This window comes from Spirosoma validum (assembly GCF_014699035.1).
GTDB lineage: Bacteria > Bacteroidota > Bacteroidia > Cytophagales > Spirosomataceae > Spirosoma > Spirosoma validum.
Genome location: NZ_JACXAA010000008.1, coordinates 367846 through 386742 on the forward strand (window position 1 = coordinate 367846; position 18897 = coordinate 386742).

Annotated in this window: 17 protein-coding genes; 3 read left to right on the forward strand and 14 right to left on the reverse strand. The window is 46.6% G+C overall.

Features of this window, described 5'->3' with window-relative positions; all coding sequences use genetic code 11:
• The first annotated feature begins 124 nt into the window (after positions 1 to 124).
• The gene (locus IC230_RS21915) at positions 125 to 370 is read left to right on the forward strand and encodes a hypothetical protein (protein WP_191041184.1); all 246 of its coding nucleotides are present in this window, start codon (positions 125 to 127) and stop codon (positions 368 to 370) included.
• 59 nt (positions 371 to 429) lie between these two features.
• Here the strand turns inward: IC230_RS21915 and IC230_RS21920 are convergent, their stop codons facing one another.
• The 3 genes from IC230_RS21920 to IC230_RS21930 all read right to left on the reverse strand — a co-directional run bounded on the left by IC230_RS21920 (position 430) and on the right by IC230_RS21930 (position 7193).
• Positions 430 to 2961, reverse strand: coding sequence for a DUF5686 family protein (locus tag IC230_RS21920; protein WP_191041185.1), 2532 nt, complete (start codon positions 2959 to 2961; stop codon positions 430 to 432).
• A 517-nt stretch (positions 2962 to 3478) separates the two neighbouring features.
• Entirely contained in the window at positions 3479 to 4195 is a 717-nt protein-coding gene (locus IC230_RS21925; protein ID WP_191041186.1) for a DUF4405 domain-containing protein, read from the reverse strand.
• A gap of 181 nt (positions 4196 to 4376) precedes the next feature.
• Complete coding sequence (locus tag IC230_RS21930; RefSeq protein ID WP_191041187.1) at positions 4377 to 7193, reverse strand: TonB-dependent receptor domain-containing protein; 2817 nt, start codon at positions 7191 to 7193, stop codon at positions 4377 to 4379.
• Positions 7194 to 7465: 272 nt separating this feature from the next.
• Here IC230_RS21930 and IC230_RS21935 point away from each other — a divergent pair, with 272 nt between their 5' ends.
• Together IC230_RS21935 and IC230_RS21940 are read left to right on the forward strand one after the other, a co-directional pair.
• Positions 7466 to 8926, forward strand: coding sequence for an ArnT family glycosyltransferase (locus IC230_RS21935; protein WP_191041188.1), 1461 nt, complete (start codon positions 7466 to 7468; stop codon positions 8924 to 8926).
• A 41-nt stretch (positions 8927 to 8967) separates the two neighbouring features.
• Positions 8968 to 9651 (forward strand): glycosyltransferase family 2 protein, encoded by a 684-nt coding sequence (locus IC230_RS21940; protein WP_191041189.1) that lies wholly within the window; start codon positions 8968 to 8970, stop codon positions 9649 to 9651.
• Between the two features lie 110 nt (positions 9652 to 9761).
• Here the strand turns inward: IC230_RS21940 and IC230_RS21945 are convergent, their stop codons facing one another.
• The 11 genes from IC230_RS21945 to IC230_RS21995 form a co-directional block, all read right to left on the reverse strand.
• Complete coding sequence (locus IC230_RS21945; RefSeq protein ID WP_191041190.1) at positions 9762 to 10676, reverse strand: RluA family pseudouridine synthase; 915 nt, start codon at positions 10674 to 10676, stop codon at positions 9762 to 9764.
• Positions 10677 to 10994: 318 nt separating this feature from the next.
• Positions 10995 to 11306, reverse strand: a complete 312-nt coding sequence (locus IC230_RS21950) for a hypothetical protein (RefSeq protein WP_191041191.1) — start codon at positions 11304 to 11306, stop codon at positions 10995 to 10997.
• A 236-nt stretch (positions 11307 to 11542) separates the two neighbouring features.
• Positions 11543 to 12334, reverse strand: a complete 792-nt coding sequence (locus IC230_RS21955; protein ID WP_191041192.1) for a LytR/AlgR family response regulator transcription factor — start codon at positions 12332 to 12334, stop codon at positions 11543 to 11545.
• Between the two features lie 25 nt (positions 12335 to 12359).
• Positions 12360 to 12959, reverse strand: a complete 600-nt coding sequence (locus tag IC230_RS21960; protein WP_191041193.1) for a 4'-phosphopantetheinyl transferase family protein — start codon at positions 12957 to 12959, stop codon at positions 12360 to 12362.
• Positions 12956 to 13213, reverse strand: coding sequence for an acyl carrier protein (locus IC230_RS21965; RefSeq protein WP_191041194.1), 258 nt, complete (start codon positions 13211 to 13213; stop codon positions 12956 to 12958). Before IC230_RS21965 ends, IC230_RS21960 begins: the two co-directional genes overlap by 4 nt.
• An 8-nt stretch (positions 13214 to 13221) precedes the next feature.
• The gene (locus IC230_RS21970; RefSeq protein ID WP_191041195.1) at positions 13222 to 14493 is read right to left on the reverse strand and encodes a beta-ketoacyl-[acyl-carrier-protein] synthase family protein; all 1272 of its coding nucleotides are present in this window, start codon (positions 14491 to 14493) and stop codon (positions 13222 to 13224) included.
• The gene (locus IC230_RS21975; RefSeq protein WP_191041196.1) at positions 14486 to 14959 is read right to left on the reverse strand and encodes a 3-hydroxyacyl-ACP dehydratase FabZ family protein; all 474 of its coding nucleotides are present in this window, start codon (positions 14957 to 14959) and stop codon (positions 14486 to 14488) included. Before IC230_RS21975 ends, IC230_RS21970 begins: the two co-directional genes overlap by 8 nt.
• Positions 14937 to 15734 carry an SDR family oxidoreductase gene (locus IC230_RS21980; RefSeq protein ID WP_191041197.1) on the reverse strand — a complete coding sequence of 266 codons (798 nt, stop codon included), beginning with the start codon at positions 15732 to 15734 and terminating at the stop codon, positions 14937 to 14939. The genes IC230_RS21975 and IC230_RS21980 overlap by 23 nt, the downstream gene beginning before the upstream one ends.
• Positions 15728 to 16780, reverse strand: coding sequence for a type III polyketide synthase (locus tag IC230_RS21985; protein ID WP_191041198.1), 1053 nt, complete (start codon positions 16778 to 16780; stop codon positions 15728 to 15730). Before IC230_RS21985 ends, IC230_RS21980 begins: the two co-directional genes overlap by 7 nt.
• Positions 16771 to 17490 carry a methyltransferase domain-containing protein gene (locus IC230_RS21990; protein WP_191041199.1) on the reverse strand — a complete coding sequence of 240 codons (720 nt, stop codon included), beginning with the start codon at positions 17488 to 17490 and terminating at the stop codon, positions 16771 to 16773. Before IC230_RS21990 ends, IC230_RS21985 begins: the two co-directional genes overlap by 10 nt.
• Positions 17491 to 17524: 34 nt before the next feature.
• On the reverse strand, positions 17525 to 18667 hold the full coding sequence (locus tag IC230_RS21995; RefSeq protein WP_191041200.1) for an NAD(P)/FAD-dependent oxidoreductase: 1143 nt from the start codon (positions 18665 to 18667) through the stop codon (positions 17525 to 17527).
• Positions 18668 to 18897: the final 230 nt, after the last annotated feature.

Here is an 18897-nt window from a genome sequence, read left to right on the forward strand (position 1 = left end):
GCAACCGGTTGGAACTACAAATCAGTGATTTTTAACGTAACAAATTGCTTTGTGTTGAACAATGCAGGCTATTTACGGTTAGAGAAACTAATAAGATTGACCTAAAACCAATAAGGAAAACGTTATGGAAAATCAGGAAAAAGAAGATATTATCCGGGCTAAACAAGCCATTTCTCCGGCTGGACTGGCTGATCAGTCAGCAGAAGGAACTAGTGGGCCGGGTAGTCAGATTGACCCCGAAGATTTAGCGCCTGATGCCTTAGAAGATGAATACATGGATGGTGATAAACCAGGAGCTAACGTGCGCATGAAACACCCCAACCGAAACCCGAATCCCAAACCGGATATCGATAAACCAGCATACAGTTAAACATAAAACGAGCAGCTCAAGTTGAGCTGCTCGTTTTATGTTTAACTAGTTGTAAAGCATCACAACGACATCCAGCCAGAAACTTTAATCGCGAAGGGAGTAACCGGTATACCCGTCCGTCCGACATTATCGCGATACGTAAGCCGATGAATTGCATCGACACGTAGCACTTTGAAAATATTGTTGATACCGTAGCCTACTTCAAGATAAGGCGTTTGTTTAAGGGAGCTGAATCCTTCAACGGCCTGGCCTGCTGCATTGGTGGCCGGAATCATGGCTAAGTTGTCTGCCGTGACACTGCCAACTAAAACTTTGGCTGTAATGAGTTCCCGCCATTTGAGCTGGCGAAGTAATGGAATTCTATTAAAAAGTAGACCACCAAAGTTATGCTCAAACTGCACCGATGCCCAGCGGTCATTGATAAATTCAAAATAATTCATCAGGTTATACGCATTTCCAACGTAGAAGGACGATTCGTTCCCCAATGGACTATACAGAAGCGGGTAGGGGACTGTAGCAGGAATAATACCCGCACCGATCGAGTAATACGTACGCCCTAAGACACCTACCCGAAATGAATGATTCATTCCCAAAGCGATGCGTTGATAAGCAAAGTCGCCACCCATTACGTTCCGAAGTCCCAGCGTGTATCGTAACGTATAGATTGGCTTTCGCACGGCACCCGCACTAACACGTACATTGTCGTTCTGGAGAAGTACTTCGTCAGGAGCAAAGCGCGTTTCTGAAATCAGTTCCGTTGTCGTATACGTACTCCGAACCCGCTGGTCATCATCTTTGGCCTGTGGCTGGAAAGCAAAAGGAAACAGAGGTTCGAAACTGCGGTTGCGCAGAGCTAGTGTTTGGGTAAAACCCCGTCCCATTTCGCGCCGAATGTAGAATAAATTCTCGTCCTGGAAATAAGGTCGTCGGATCGTGCCGAAGCGAGAATAGGCTGCAAACAGAGAATTGTTTCCGATGTTATCGCCTGAAACACCGATACGTTCCAGATCATACGTATGCCGGAAGCCAACCACAGTCCAGGGTTTTCGACTTAGAATGTATTCGATACTTGCGTTGTATTTAAACTGCTGGTCCTGTGTGCCGTAGGCCAGATAGCCACTCAACAGCCATTTGCGACTAAAGCCTGTATTTGTTCGCAAACCGAGCCGGAAGCGTTGTCCTTCAACATTATTACTGGCATACGAATACAGCAGCGGACCAAGTTCAATATTGAGTTTGCCCAGTGGCTTATAACCAAGCACACCAAGTTTAATTATTTCACCCGCTACCTTCATGAATGGCACGTTGCGTACCGAATCAACGACATTGAGCGCACGCAGCTCATTGGGTGATAGTGCATCAGGCCGAACATGTTGCCAAAAATTTGGATCGGCTTCGCGAAAATCGTCGGCTAATTCGATAGATGGATTGTAAAAGCCAACTTCTTTGGGCTCATTTTCTGTGATGTTTTGAGCCGTAGTAAGGAAACGGATGACAGCACCCGGCGAGCGTGGAGTCGGTTGCTCTGTATCAATGGTTAACTGAGTCTGAGTTGGAAAACGCAGACCAGAAGGTAACGTTTCCCAATCCTGCTCGACCCGTAGTTCATCCACAAAATTTATATTCGCCTGTTTGCCCACCCGTGCGTCGATTTTACTTAGCGACATCGAGAGCGTATCAATCCATACGGTTCCGGTAAATGCCAGATCCGTAACGCGTTTGGGAGTAAATTCAATTTCGTAGCAGGTTGATTGGCCAAGGGCAATCGTATCCTTCATACGGAACGTGTAAATGGTTTCCCATTGCTTGCCGATGGGTGATGCGATGTCTTTCCGGAAAACGTAAAGCGAATTGCGGTAGAAATTGTACTGCTGAAACGATGCGCCAGTCAGTTGGGAAATCAGTCCGCCATCGCTTACGCCTACGCCCGTTACCCGCGATTTCTGAACGTATTCTTTTATTTTATCTGGATTGCTACGAGCGTAAAAATTGGAGAACGTTTCTGAGACGAAGACTGGAATAGCGGGCTTCCCGTTCGCGTCAGTAATGGCTGGAAGCCTACCTAACAACCGGTTGATCGGACCGGGCTTTTTACCATTTTTTCGCTGCTGGGCAAAATTATTAATGTATCCCTCGATTTTAGTATAACTATCGTACTGATAACCCAGCAATTGAACGGGGTTGAACTGATCCCGTCGTCGAACAACTTCGCGTATGACGCGGTAAGCCGGATCGCCCCCTTTTGCATAAACTTTTACTTCCTGCAATTTGGTTGCTGCGGCCTGTAACTGCGCGTCAATTACTTGCTTAGGTTGCTCTAAAATTGGATAAGAACGTGTACGATATCCTAGACTCAGGATTAGTAGTGAATCAGATAGTTGCTTGATTTGTAGCGAATAACGCCCGTTGACATCTGACGTCGTTCCTGTAGTCTGCCCTTTTACAGCAACGCTAACGAACGGAATTCCTTCCCCCGTAGCAGCGTCCGTTACCTGGCCCGAAATTGTATAGAAACTCTGCGCCACGGCCGGAATAAAACAGGCATATAGTAGCAGATTACCTATAACTGTATTTCGTAAAAAATGCTTCATTCAGTCAATAATGGCATGTGGTATGGTGGACTAACTCTAAAATAGTCAATAGAGTTTACTACTTCGGGAGAATTGAAAAAAAGTCCAACTATTTAGTCGGTAAATACTCAAATGAAGGAAATAGGCTTAGGAAAATAATATTGAAATCTAGAAAGAGTTGCCTCTGACAAGTAGTACGTCCGCTAGATTAATTTCGTTGCGGCTATGGAAGACAATATACCTGTAAATAGCTTATATATAGTCAATAAACTGCCAGTCTAATTAAAGTAAATAGTTGATTATCTGTTCGTTATTTTAATGCAATAGCACGTTTAGAACCCTGAAAAGCCTTCTTGTTAAAATTTCAGAAATGTATTCTCCGGGCTAGTGAATGTATCCGCGCCGACAAGACCACCGACAACATTGATAGATGTCAAAATAGTGCGAATTGACTTCTGGCTGCCATTACGAAATAGTACGTATCGCCGATAACCAAGTTGGGTTCAGCGATAACAAAAACGAAGCGAAACGTAATGATTTACTGAACCGAAGGAAAAGCTCGTTGAGCGGCCACAATCTGCCACTTTTTATTTTGCTCTTTCAGTACGTGGGTATAAACAGATGGTGTCGTAACGGTCGAATTGGTAAATGTGCCCCGTACAATAATTAAATGATCATCGAGGGCTTCAGCGTTATCAACCTTAGTTTTTATCACTTCAGGCGCTGTCCGTTTTAAGATATTTTGCTGTAAATCCGAACCGCGCAGAATCGTTCCGGCCTCGGTCGTAACCGCCGTTTTTACCGGCATAATGGCGGCCAATGCTGCCGTGTCACCTTTCGTATAAGCGTTCGCGTAAGCCGTTTCGACCGAGTTGGCAATCGAGTCGACGGTCGACTGTGGCATTGATTCCGGGCGGGGTTTGTCGCCACGCATCAGGTTTTTGCCTGCATTAGCTAATTTATCGAACACCGGTACGTCGAACCCAATACCAGCTGCAAATACAATGGCTACGATGGCTGGCGCCACAAATTCTTTTTGAATACCACCCGTTCGGCGATTTTTGGTATACCCTTTCAGCGATGACCAGTTATTGACAATATGGAAGATAGCTGCTGTGACAAATAGAATGCCGAACCAGGCGTGGGTATGATCGACGATATGAGAGCCCTGACCAAAATAAATTAAGAGACCTGTTACGGCCAGGACAAGAAAGATGACGGCAACAAAAAGACTAACTAAGTTTTTGGATTTCATGCAATTCGCCGATTATTATCCGAAGAGGCTAAAATACGGTAGAAATTAATTTAGAATAGAATAAAAAAGAGGAGTTTTCACTTTATACTAGCCTTTCCGACTAGAGGAGTATAAAAACAAAGAATCCCTCCGGTAGCTACTGGAGGGATTTCTCGCACCCTAATCTTAAAATCCAATTAAGCTACTGTCTTGAGCGGCCACCACCCGAACGGCCACCGCGTCCGCCACCCGATGGTGATGATTGTTGTTGCTGACCGCCGTTGTTATTATCGTTACCGCTATCGTCTCCTTTTAGATCATCATCGACTGATTTTCCGCGTTTCTGCGGCTGATCAAAGCTCATTTTACCCAGTTTGTAACTGAACGTCAGTCGAACACCAGCGTTGTAGAAACTGGTCTGGCTGTTCTGCGTCAGGATAGGAGAAGCCAACTCTGCCCGCTGAGTGAAGGGGTGGTTGAGGAAGTTCTCGCCAGCAAGCCCTAAACTGGCTTTTTTGTTGTTAAACTCTTTCCGAACACCAAAGCTGTAGAAATACATGCTGCTCTGATAGCCCTGCAACTGAACCTGGTTACCCCGAGCTCCGCCGAAGAGTTGAAAACCCCAGCCGTTGCTGAGCGACAAGCTGCTTTGAATACGACCACCAATGACCCAGCCTGAATTAGAAGCCGAGTAGATCGGGTTCGCATTGTTATTCGTCAGATTAACGTGGTAAAAATCAATGCCACCGCCCAGCTGTAACTTGGAAAACAACGTACCGTTCCCGAACAGGTTAACCCCCACGGCGTCCTGGTGACCAACGTTCAGATACGTAGTACGAATGACCTGCTGTAACGTTGAGCTGGTCACATCGCCAAACGATTGCAGTGATACGTCACGCACGGCTGTGATTTCATTATTGGTACGGCGAGCAAATAAGGAGGCATTCAAATACAAACCTTTGATGTTGCCACTGGTACTGAACTCGACATTGTCCGTTAGTTCAGGCGATAGGTAGGGGTTACCAATGGTGATGTTGGTTGGGTTAGCTGTATTAACGTTTGGATTCAGGAACTGAATACCGGGACGCTGAATCCGACGGTTATAAGCCAGCTTAACAATACGTCCTCCTTTCAGGCTTTTCGAAATATTAATGCTTGGTACGAGATTGCCGTAGTCAGGAATCTGGGAAGCCTGTCCGGCTGATTCGTTGCTGAATTTGGCATCAATAAAGGTGTATTCGTACCGGGCGCCTGCTTTAATGGTATACTTGCTTTTGGTTGTTAGCGTGTATGATAGATACGTACCGGCAATATTTTGATCATAGAACAACGTATTGCCAAGTCGGCTCGGATCAATCTGGTAACCACCTTCGGCACCGGTAGCTAAATAATACTGATATTCACTATTCACTTGCCGGAAAATACCCTTTGCCCCAAATTCAATCAGTTGGTTGGTTTTGATGGGTTTTTGATAGTCGATCTGAATCGTTGATTGCTGATTGTAGCTGAGGTTGTCGTTTTTCTGGCGAGACGTAATGGTTTGAAAATCAGCGTTACTTAAGATGTCAGCCACGAAATTGTTGGTCCGGTTGTTACGGCTGTAAAGAGCCATTATACTCAGTTCCTGCTGCGGCTTATACGTCTTCGTATATGTTACGTTCGCATCAATCGTTCCCGACAGATCTTTGGTATCTACGTTCCGGTTGGTAATGTTTGGGAAAAAACTGGTAGGCGTCGTTGTTTGCGTATACAGGTTGTTTTGCTGCTGAAGACCGTTGCGAGCGCCATATCGGATACTAGCCGTCAACGAGGTATTCTTATCGATGTCGTAATCCCAGCCTAATTGATAGTTGCCGAATATTCGCTGACTCAATGTACTGGCAGATTGAATGGTACGCGTACTGGCCGAATACGTATTGGTTGTGGCATCATAGGTGCGGGTCGTCTGATCATTCATAAACGAACCTTTCACGTTATATTCTGCCCGACCGAAACCGCCAAGTGAAAAGCCCATTTTGCCAGTCCGATAATTACCGTTTAGTCCAAGGTTGCTACCCCGGTTGCCCACGCCCCCGTTTACGTCGAGGGTCATGCCTTGTAAGGTTGTTTTCTTAGTTACGATGTTGATAATCCCGGCAGAACCTTCGGCATCATACTTGGCTGATGGGCTGGTGATTACCTCCACCGTTTTGATCATATCAGCCGGAATTTGCTTCAGCGCGTCGGCTACACTGCTGGCGACAATTGTGCTGGGTTTGTTGTTGATCAAAACTGTTACGTTGCTGCTACCCCGTAGGCTAACGTTCCCGTCAAGGTCTACAGAAAGCATGGGGACCTTCCGCATGATATCGGTTGCATCGCCCCCTTTAGCCGCAATGTCTTTATCGGCGTTATATACCAGCCGATCCACTTTCTCTTCGATCATGGCGGCCTGGCCCACTACGTTCACTTCTTTCAGCGTACGAACATCAGCGGATAGTTTAACCGTACCCAAGTTGATATTACTGCCCCGATCGACGGTAATCACGCTGCTACGTTTGTCTTTGTAGCCAATGAACGTATACAGAATCCGGTATTTTCCTGGCGCCAGTTTGTTGATGGTAAACTTACCATTGGCGTCGGCTGTCGTACCATTAATAGGTTTGTTAGTGGCTATACTCAGTACGGCAATCGTAGCGAACTCAACGGGTTTGTTACTGGCTGAGTCGATCAGGATACCGCTGACCTTGGCATTTCCCTGAGGAAGAGGTTCCGATTCGGATGGCGTAGCACCCGGCTGAGGTTGTACACTAACTGCCGCCGGTTCATTGATCTGGGTTTGTCCACCCGGTGCTGTGAAATTGGTTGGGGCCGTATTGTCTGGCGTCTTACCAAATGGGTCCGGTAACGTAGAAGGGGGAGGAGTTGCAGCGGGGCTCGGGGTTGTTGTTGAGCTGCCTGGCACAGTTGGCGTAGCCGGAACCTGGGCCTGAGCAACAGTCGAACTAACGACGAGTATAGAAAGTAACAACGATTTCATGATAGTCCAAATTAGTGTTCAAAGGTGCAATGGCATCGCTAAACCGGAAAAACTATCTGGTCGAATGCCCGTTTTTGGTTGCTGAATACAGAAAATAGGGTTGGGAAGAAGCGGGGTTTAACAGACATTGTTTTGATAGATTGGGCTTCCTCTGATCGGTAAACAATACATTTACGCACAATAAAAAGCCCTCGGCTGGGATAGGGACCTTGTTGGTAAACCAGTACCTTTGTCCGTAATACATACCATGCAATGCGCTGTATCAAAGTTTTATGACGCGTTTTCTTATTTTTTTGGCTTTTTTCTGCCCTGTTTTCTTTCTGTTTGCCTACAATTCCGGCTATGGTTACGACGCCTACGAATACTTAATCATTGCCCGATCACTCGACCGTGGCCACGAGTTGTACGATTTCATTCCGACGAAATCATACTTGCTTTATTCCTCAACAAACGTATTGCTGGATTTACTCGGTGGGTATAATCATGTCAGCGTTTCGGCATTGATCACGCTGCTGGCTGGTGGGGTATTGGTATCAACCTACTGTGCTGGTAGATTGTTTAGCGAACGAGCAGCCCTGATAGCCGTTGCTCTGAACGCGGTTTGCTGTTGCTTCATGGAAATGAATTTCCTGGAGCCTGAAAGCTGGATTGCCATCTTTGGCCTGAATGCCTTTACGCTGGTCGTTGCCCGGCTGAACGGACCGTGGTGTCGCTGGTTGGGAGCAGGGATTCTACTCGGTCTGGCTATGTGTTTTAAAAGCGTAGCGGCCTTCTACGTAGCAGGTTTTGGCGCTTTTATTGGGCTATTGTGGCTGACAGGACGGCTAACCTTCTGGCCAATGGTTGTTCGGGGAATGCTGGTGTTATTGGGTTTTGCGATTCCGCTGCTGCTGTCAGCCGCCTATTTTTATGCAACCGATCGGTTAGATCAACACCTTGAATGGACGTACATTTATCCATTTGGCGGATACCCATCGCACACGCTTTTTCTCACCAAGTTTCTGATAAAACTGGGGTGGTTGTTGCTACTATTACTCGTCTCATTTGTGCTGGTCGTTCAGCGGCCTTATCGAGACATTTATTTGCGCACACCGGCCCTCTGGCTAGCGCTGATTCTGGCGGCATTTGCCAGTATTGCCATGCTAAAAACCCAGGCTAGTCATTATTTCTTTCCGGCTGCGGTTTTCCTGTCGCTTCATCTCGGATTTTTAGCTGATCAATGGCTGAAAAACCAGCTTCCTGAACGGCAGGGCATACCGCGTCGACTGGTGATGGGTGGGGTATTGGCTGGTCTATTAATGGTTGTCAGTTTGCTCTTGTACCGTCCGAATGCCGCTAAGCGACTCGTTAGCGTGGCTAACTATGAGGGCGAAAAGGGAGCTGGTGATTTTATCCGTCGATTGGCCGGACCAAATGGCAAGGTATTGCTCATCGATAATGCCATGATGTTGTATTATCTGTCGGATCGGGAGCCAAACGTGCCATTCATTCATACGGAAATGCAGACCACTCATTACGTGAAATCGCACCCCGATACGTATGGGAAAGCACTCGCCGATACCAACCTGAAGCTGGTCATCTTTGGAAACCGATCCAATATTATTGATGATAGCACGACTGTAAAACAACCCGCCAATGCGTACGCGCTTCAACAACTGCGAACTGGACTGAAGCAACATTTTGTTCCTGTAACAGATTCAGGATTTGGCATGACCTATTGGGTCCGCAAGTAAACTGTATCGTCGTTGGCACCTTTTCGCTTATCTTTGTTTATATGTTACTATCCGTTTTAATTCCCGCCTACAACGAAATTAAGTCTATTGATACGTTACTTGAGAAAGTCCAGGCTGTTCCGCTAACCAAAGAAATCATTATTGTTGACGATGGCTCTACCGATGGTACCCGCGAAAAGCTGGCTACGTATCAATCTGTGCCAAATATTAAGGTATACTATCACGAGCATAATCAGGGCAAAGGCGCTGCTATTCGTACGGCTATCCAACACATGACCGGCGATATTGCCATTGTGCAGGATGCTGACTTAGAATATGAGCCGCAGGATTATCTGGCTTTAGTGCAACCGATTGTCGAAGGAAAAGAAAAAGTCGTCTATGGCTCCCGGTTCCTGAAATCCGAGAATCGACATTCATACATGAGTTTTTACATTGGGGGACAGGTGGTTACGTTGCTGACGAATATCCTGTATAATCAACGACTTACGGACGAACCTACCTGCTACAAAGTATTTGATACGAATTTTTTGCGCTCAATCCCTCTTGAGTGTACCCGGTTTGAATTCTGTCCGGAAGTGACGGCCAAAGTGGCTAAACAGGGAATTCGTATTAAGGAATTACCGATCAGCTATTATCCTCGCTCAATTTCAGAAGGTAAAAAAATATCCTGGTTTGATGGCATGGAAGCCATCTGGGTGCTGTTTAAATACCGGGTCTTTAAATAAAAGACGATAAGAACACATTGAAGGGTAGTAACCACAGAGTCACGGAAATCACAAAGCACTTATTAATTCTGTGATCTCTGTGACTCTGTGGTTATTGCTTTTTTAGCCAACTATTCCCGTTCTTTCACTACGCTCAGGAACGACTTGGGTACGGGAGCGTCAAAACGCATGTGTTCACCCGTAATGGGGTGCTCGAAAGCCAGCACCTGCGCGTGCAAACCTAGCCGACCGATTGGGTCCGTTTGTGCACCATATTTAGTGTCGCCGACAATGGGATGGTGAATGTCCTGCATGTGGACCCGGATCTGATTTTTGCGTCCCGTTTCCAATTCCAATTCTAAGAGTGCGTAACCGTTGGCTGCTTTGACTACCGCATAGTTTGTAATGGAAAATTGCCCATTGTCGGGGCTCTGACTTGAATACACGATCAGGGCTTTGCTTTCCCGCAGATAGGATGAAACGACCCCTCGTTTTGGCTCCGGTACGCCTTCGACCAACGCTACGTATGTCCGCTGCTTCGTCGTGGCATTCCAGGATTCCTGCATTAGTTGCTGTACTTTCTCGCTCCTGGCGAACATCATAACGCCCGATGTTTCGCGATCGAGCCGATGAATGATAAATATTTTATTATTAGGGTTTTCTTTCTTGACGTAGTCGCTCAGAATACCGTAGGCCGTACGGTCGCGCTCTTTGTTGGTAGCCATTGACAGCAAACCCGCCTGTTTATTGATAACAATCAAACTGGAGTCTTCGTACAGAATTGTTAAACCGCGATACTGGCTGGTTTCAGGAGCGCGATTGGCTGCTACGGTAACAACCTGCCCAGGACGTAGTGGATGATTGAACTGCGTATAGACTTTGCCGTCGATCAGAACCTGTTTGTTACGTAACAGCGATTTGATGTTGTTCCGGTTTTTATGCGGTAACTGTGCAAGCAAAAACGTCATCAGTTCGGCGGGTTCCGAAACGGTAAGTTGAGTAGCGCTACGTTGACCGCGTGGGCGGGGCTGGTTGGGTGTCTCCATCGTGCAAAGGTACGTATTGTTTCAGACACCGGACGGAGATCTGTATGCAACGCGTAAGAAGACGGATGATTTCTAGACTTAATCGTGCCTGATAATAAGTGTGTTGATTAAAGCTGAAAAGGCACCAGGTACCTGGTGCTGCCAACTGACTTGGTTAACTAACGGACGTTTTACTCTTGTCTGATGGATTTACTAATGATCCAGTGACCGCTGCGATAGACCGGTCTACCTGTTGATGGGGAGCTACTTGACACGGTGCAGACACTTCTTGAAGTTTGTTTTACCAGTAGAACTGTATAAATAATTCTTAAACGGTGTTTAACGGCTCATCAATCCTAAGCAGAGAAAGGTTAAACCAAGAAGAGATGCTCCACCGCAAGTAAGGAGATAGGCTTTATATAACTGGCTCTGATTTATCGGGTGAAACAAAGATTCCAGTTGCAAAAGCCCATAAGAAACCAGTGCAAAGATTCCAGTAATGGCCACCACCATACCACCAAAATCATCTTTATTCAACAGTTGATCTGAACTGGCTGTATGAATGACTACTACAGCAGGTATTTTTCTCCAAAGCAAATCCACTGCGCATAAGGGTAAGCTTAAGATAAAATAAGGAACATATTTTTTCATACTCCACTCTGTTATAGAAGGTTCTTACTCCAACGAGGTAGATAGATATACCAAGAAATGCCTTTTATGGTTAAATCAAATAGTACACCACTTTGAGGATGTGTGGTTTAACTTTGGGTGCGCACACTATACTTAACCTTCCAACGGACTGCCTATTTTCACTGCAATATGGTCCATAAAGAGAAGCTTCGATACGTAGATCGTAGTGCGTATTTATAACCTGAAAGGAGAAATTATTATTTCCCTAACCATTCTTTAAACTCGGTCATTCGGTCGCCACTGACGAATACTTCCTGGCGAGATTTGGGAACCAGATCCAGTTTGAGTTTGCCTGCCGAAAAAGCGTGGATGGTCTGGATGGCGGGTAACGAGACCAGAAACTGACGACTGATGCGGAAAAACTGGCGGGGATTCAGTAATTGCGTCAGCTTGTCCAGACTATAATCGACGGGGAGCGTCAGGCCGTCTTTTGTCACTAAAAAGACAACTTTCTCTTCCAGGTAAAAATAAGCAATCTCGCCTGTTTCGATGCTTCGGATTTTAGTGCCTACCGTGATCATAAACCGCTCTTTATAATCGGTCTGCTTTGATCGGCCGATCAGGTTTAGCAGGGTTTCCAGGTCCGGAGCGGCTGGCGGAGTTTGACCAAACTGTTTTTTCAGCGCCTTGAATTTTTCAATAGCTGCTACTAGCTCGTCGTAGTTAATGGGTTTAAGCAGATAGTCGATGCTATTGACCTTAAAGGCCTGAATCATATACTCATCGTAAGCCGTGGTGAAAATGACCGGCGTGGTTAGCTGTGCCTGTTCAAAAATCCGAAAACCCAGATCATCTTCCAGGTGAATGTCCATAAACACCAGGTCGATGGGTGAGGAGGGCATCGTACGATCGTACTCGCTGAACCAGGCTACTGCTTCGGCCACCGATGGAATCCGGGCCAATACGTTAATGGCTGGATCGTATTTATTGAGCATACTTTCGAGTCGTTTGCCCGTCAGGTTCTCATCTTCAATGATTACTACGTTCATGCGTGTGGGTAAAGGTTACGTTCGTTTAGTAGAAACTGGCAAAGGCACCGTAATGCCCGTGATGGCTCAAACTAATGGGTTTATGTATCGTCTTTCCGGAAAGATCGCTACCCGTCAGCGTAGGTGTACCCGTTTTATCCTTTCGAATATGAATATTGCTTCCAGCGTTGGGAAAGAGCGTTACGTAATGCTGGTTGATTTTTTCTCGAATTCTCGTGTGTTGATGTTGGTAATTCGTGCGATCGAACGTAACGATTTCGTGCGTAAAAACTTGGTCAGGATTCTCGGGAAACGCAACGCTGGCTACGTAATGCGTCGTAATTATTGACTTCGTTGCATACGTTTTCTGGTAAAAAACGCTCCCTTCAGCCATGTTGGTCTGGATGTTAGCATAATGACAGGCCAGTTTCTGAGGAGCGAAAAAGCGTTGTCCAGTTTCGCGCACGATTACTTTGTAGGCACTCTCTTTCATGCTCCAGAGCAACCAGACCAGTACGTCAGGATTGCTGGATGATTGAATGAGCTGTTGCTCTGAATCGGTAAAAACTTTCGCCAGGAACCCTTTGCGTCGCCAGTTGCTTTCCCGACAGGCCTGCGCCAGATCGACAATGTCGTTGCCAATCATTTCTCGGCCAGCTTTTGGGTGATGATGTCAACGGCTGAGCCAACGGTTAACATCCGTTCCATCGATGCATTGTCGATCTCGATGTCGAACGCTTCTTCGACGTCCAGCGCAATGTCGACCAGGTTGGCTGAATTGATTTTTAAATCGTTGATGAAGTCGGTTTTTTCGGTGACGTTTGCAAAAGCCTGTTCATCCTGAACATACGGTTTCACAATCGTTTTCAGCGTCGCTATCAATTCATCTTTCGTCTGCATAAGTCGTGTTAGGGTTGAAACTTCGTTAAAATTACACACGCATTGACATCCCCAAACCCAAAATTAGCTTTTGCAACTACGTTTATGTCTTTACGGATACGTTGCTGTGGAATTTTCTCCGGAGCAATCATCGCCGTGATGTCCGGATGTAGGTCTTCAGCATTAATGGATGGGTAGATAAATCCTTGGTGTAGTTCCAGAACAGCCGCAACGGATTCGATACTTCCAGCCGCGCTCAGGCAATGTCCAACCATTGATTTCAGTGAATTGATGTAAGGGAAATCAGCACCGCTACGTTGCAGGGCATTAACCCAGCCTCTGACTTCATCGGGATCTTTCATTGTAGCTGTCAAGTGGCCATCAATCACGTCAATATCGCTCACTTGAATGCCGGCTTGTTCTACCGCTTTTTGAATGCATCGTTGAACGGCCATCGAATTGGGGGCTGTCATAGACCCACCGTTACGTTGCCCGCCGGAGTTAACATGCCCACCTAATACTTCTGCATAAATCGTCGCGTTACGTTCCAGCGCACTTTCCAGCGATTCGAGCACTAAAGCACCAGCCCCGCTTCCGGGAACAAAACCACTGGCCGTCGCACTCAGTGGGCGGGACGCCCGCTTGGGCGACTGATTATATTTGTAAGGCAATACGCGCATGGCATCGAAGCCGCCCCAGATATACGGACCATGATCGCTGCAACTACCCGCCAGCATTCGTTTGGCCGATCCCGTGACAATCCGATCATAGGCCATCAGTAGGGCTTCGGTACCGGTAGCGCAGGCCGACGAGTTCGCCGTGAGCTGATTGCCACAGCCCAGCATACCGCCCAGGTAGGCGCTCACACCACTGGTCATTGTCTGGATAACAACCGTACTGCCTAAGCGTCTGACCTGTCCCTGGTCAACTTTATAGATGGCTTCCCGAAACTTATCGACGCCCAGCATTCCCGTTCCAAACACGATACCACTATCCCAATCCGGTTCTTCGCCCGCGACGGAAAGGCCCGCGTTTTGCCAGGCTTCTATACCCGCGACAACACCGTAAACCACGCCACTGCTATTCAGTTGGTGCAGTTGCAGATCGCTGAAATACTGATGCTTGATTTCTTCGGTGATGGGAGGGATGCCGCCAATCTGGCAGGAGAATTTCAAATCAGCTAAGTCCGGCTGAAATGTAATGCCACTACGTCCTTCCTGAATAGCTTTTGAGAACTCGGAAGTACCGATGGCATTTGGCGCTACGACGCCCAGGCCAGTAATAACCACGCGCTTACGCATTCGTTTTCGCGTTCATCATTCCTGAAATGGTACCCCGGCAAACCAGCGCCCCCTGACTATTCAGCATCTCTACGTTACATTTTAGTTTATGAAACCGAAAATACACTTTCGTGGATCGGACTGTAACAGTTTCGCCCGGAAAAACAGGTAGATAAAAATCAATTTGCGTTGAGGTCATGGCGATGCCAATATCGTTTGTCAGTGAATCGCCCAGCAAAAAAATCCCCAGGCAGACAACGCCAATCTGAGCCATTACTTCGGTGAGAATGACGCCCGGTGTTACGGGGTTTCCGGCAAAATGCCCTTCATAAAAATACGAATTTTTGGGGAACATGTAGCTGCCTTCAACGCCATTTTCGTTAAGGCTCTGTAACTTATCCACAAACAGAAACGGCTTGCGGTAGGGAAGCTTTTCGAGGATATGGTCAACGTTCGACACGTAGTTATTGTAGATGTTCTCCACCATTTACCGGAATCACTGCGCCATTAATCCAGGCGGCTTCGTCTTTACAGAGCAAATATGCCACATTCGCTACGTCCTCGGGCGTTGTCAATCGGGAGAATGGATTCCGCTGCTGGCTGTGTGTGATTAATTCATCAGAACCGGGAATCATTCGTAAGGACGCTGTATCGGTCACGCCCGCCATGATGCAATTGGCCCGAATGCCAAACGGTGCTAACTCCAGCGCCATACTCCGGGAGATGGATTCTAAAGCTGCCTTAGCGGCCGAAACAGCTGCGTAATTTTTCCAGGCCTTAGTGCTGCCTTCGCTGGTAAAACTAATGACCCGGGCGTCGGCAGCAAACAACGATGCAGTCAGTACGTCCTTTGTCCAGTCGTATAAGCTGATGGCCATAGCCTCAATCGTTAACTCAAAATCGTCATGCCTGAGATACGGTTGGTCGGTTGCGGTCATTGGTTTTAAATTGCCTTTGGCAATGCTATGAACGAGTGTTCGTACGCGACCTGTTTTACCTAATTGCTGCTGAAGATCAGCGATAACGTACTGACGTTTGTCGGGATTCGTAGCATCAATATTATACTGCTTCAGCATGACCCCTTGGTTTTCAATAGCGCTAAACGCCGTTTCGGCTTCAGGAAGGTCAGTTTTTCGGGTGCGGTGGACAATGCAGATATTCATCCCATGCTGAGCCAGTTTTTTTGCCGTAGCCAAACCTAATCCGCTGCTTCCGCCCAGGATAATGGCCCAATAGTGTTTGTCTGTAAAGTCGCTTACCACTGCAATAAAACGCGCTGAGCTGAAAATCCGGGACCGAAACTTAGCATGAGTCCGTACGAATCTTTTTCGGGCTTTTTCTCCATAAAGCGTTCTAGTACGTAGAGAACCGTAGCGCTTGACATGTTCCCGTAGAGCCGCAATACTTCTTTTGTATCGTCGATATTCTTACCCAGTCTCCCAAAAAGATCCTGTATGACTTCCACAATTTTTCGCCCACCCGGATGAAAAATGAGATGGGAAATGTCTTCGATTTTTAGGCGATTTTTTTCCAGAAAAGGATGAATGATAGCCGGAAAATGAGTGGCAATGGTGTCGGTTACGTCTTTGTCCAAAATCATTTGTAATCCGCTATTTGCCAGGCTAAAGCCCATCATGTGAATGGCGTCATAAAAATGATACATTTCTTCGGCGACAACTTCCGGGCCTTCATCATCGTCGTTCGAAGATAACAGCACGCAAGCTGCACCATCGCCAAAAATAGCCGCACTCACGACGTTTGCCATCGAAAAATCATCTAGTTGGAACGTAGCGGTTGGCGATTCAACGGCGATCAGAGCCGCTCGTTTTCCTGGGTTCGCTTTTAAAAAATTCTTAGCATAGATGATCCCGGAAACGCCTGCCACACAACCCATTTCGGTTACAGGTAAACGGACTATATCCTGTCGCATCTGCAACTTGTTGATCAAGTAAGCATCCAGCGATGGAATCATGATACCCGTGCAACTAACCGTGATCAGAAAATCAATATCCGTCGGTTTCCAGTCTACTTTGGCTAACGCGTTGGTAAAGGCAGTTTCACCTAATTTGATTGTTTCCCGGATAAAAATGGCATTTTTTTCGGCAAACGAAGTCGGGGTAAACACCTCCGTCGGCGACATGATCGAATAGCGTTTGTCGACAGCTGCATTCTCGAAAATCTTCCGCACTTTTCGCTGAAACCGATCTTCCTGTCCGTCTAGCCATGTATCCAGAAAAGGTATAATTTCATTCGTTTCTCGCCAGTAAGGGGGTAATGCTTTTGCCGCAGCTGTTATTTTTACACACATAAGTTTTTGATAATCCATTGATAGCGAAAAGCCCACCGCCAGTTAATCTGGTACGTCTTAAACTGTAATTGTTGGGAAAAGGATACGAGCTCATGCTTTTTGAAACCGCGTAAAATGGAAATCAAACCATCCTCCCGCGACAACTTATTTAGCCGAAAGACAAAGCAGATGAGTTGAAACAGCCGGTACGCTAAAGCACTACGTTGCAGGTCATTGATAACAATACCTACTTTCGCTTTGTTGGCGAACAGGCTCATCAGCTGACGGATTTCCGGATCGGTAAAATGATGGAGTGTTAAGGTACACAATGCAATGTCGTATTCCAGAGCCGCAAAATCTTCATCAAAGACATTCACCACGGCATACGATATGCCTGGATACGCTCTGGAAATGGCTTCGGCATGATTGACAGTATATGGATTGGCGTCTACACCTAAAATCCGAAAGTGCAGCCCATGGCGTTGACCGAGTTCGGCAACGGCCCGGCACATGTCGCCATTGCCACAACCTACGTCAATGATCGAAACCGGTTTTTCTTTCGGCCAGTCGGTCAGCAATTCGTTTATGCCATTAAGTGTGACGTTGTTGCCGCCTAACCAGCGATTAATCAAAGCAATTTTATCTAAAGCATCCCGTAACTCTTCGCCTTTTAACGAAAAATTATCCAGCTCTTCTTCTTTCGATGTACGGTGCTTTGTATTTAAAAACATGAGTTAAACGATACGTAATTCCTATGCGTGAGACTCAACTCACCGCGTGGTTAACAACTAAAGGCTTGCCATGAGTTTGTTTAATGAGTACGGGTAAAGCTCCCGGAACGAATCGTAAGCTGTTAATCAGAACCGAAGCTATTGTCGGGCTTTGTAAGAGCGACTGAATAAACCGGCCCATAGCCAGGCGTTTTTTAAACTGAGCATTCCAGGCAATGGTATAAGCGTTTTCCAGTTGAGACCGGCTTTTCGGTTCACTCTGAAAAAAGCCTATGATCAGCTCCGACGCTAGTTTTGCGCTGTGAATCGCCATGGCCATTCCGTTTCCGCAAAGCGGATGAATAACCCCCGCCGTATCACCACACATCAGGATGTGTTGCTCAACGGGTCGCTTTTGCGCAAACGAAATCTGACTAATGGTCAAGGGCTTATCGAACAGGGGAATGGCTTTCGTAAAAAAATCCTTCAAAAAAGGATTCTGGCTCATGATCTGCTCCTGAAACGTTACTACGTTCTTATGCTTTTTAAAACTCTCATAGCTGGCTAAATAACAAGCATTCACTACGTTGTTTTCAACCTGGCACAAGCCGCAATAACCACCCTCGAAATTGTGCAGCGACACTAAATCATCGGGAAAGCTGGCCTGGTAATGCGCTTTGACACCAATCCAGGGCGATTCTTTCGCAAAAAAATCACGGTGAAGTTGTTTATCCAGAACGGAACGTTTACCATAAGCGCCAATAACGAATGGGGCTGTATATATTTTCTCTTCAGCTGTCTTAACGATGAAAGCGTCGTTCTGAAATTGCGTATCAATGACCTGATCCTGACAGAAATGAACGCCTGCCAAAAGAGCTCTCTGGTATAGAAGCTCATCGAACGTATAGCGGCTTAAACCAAACCCACCCAGGGGCAATTCACTCTCGATGGTTTTTCCAGAAACGGTGCTGAATAAAAAACGATGAATACGCGAAGGGTTCAATGCATCAACGTCAATGCCCAACTGCTGTAAATACGGAAGCACTTCGTTGGACACGTATTCACCACAGACTTTATGATGCGGGTACGTGTGTTTCTCGATGATCGTTACCCGTAAGTTATGTTGAGCCAGATGTATTCCTGCTGTTAATCCTGCTAATCCGCCACCAATGATAAGTATGTCAGTATCACAAATCATTCGGGCTTTTTATCGGATTTGGGAAGGTTGATTACTACGTTGGTCGGGTACAATTAATCTGTGATTAATCATTCTGGTACAACACACGTATCAGGCAACATGTTTCAAGGTGGCGGGTTTTAGGGAAAGGAAATGAAATATGCCGGTTAGAAACGGGATCGGGTGGTGGTGGTGGTTCGCGTGGTGTCAGGTTTTCGAACCTGACACCACGCGAACCACCACCACCACCC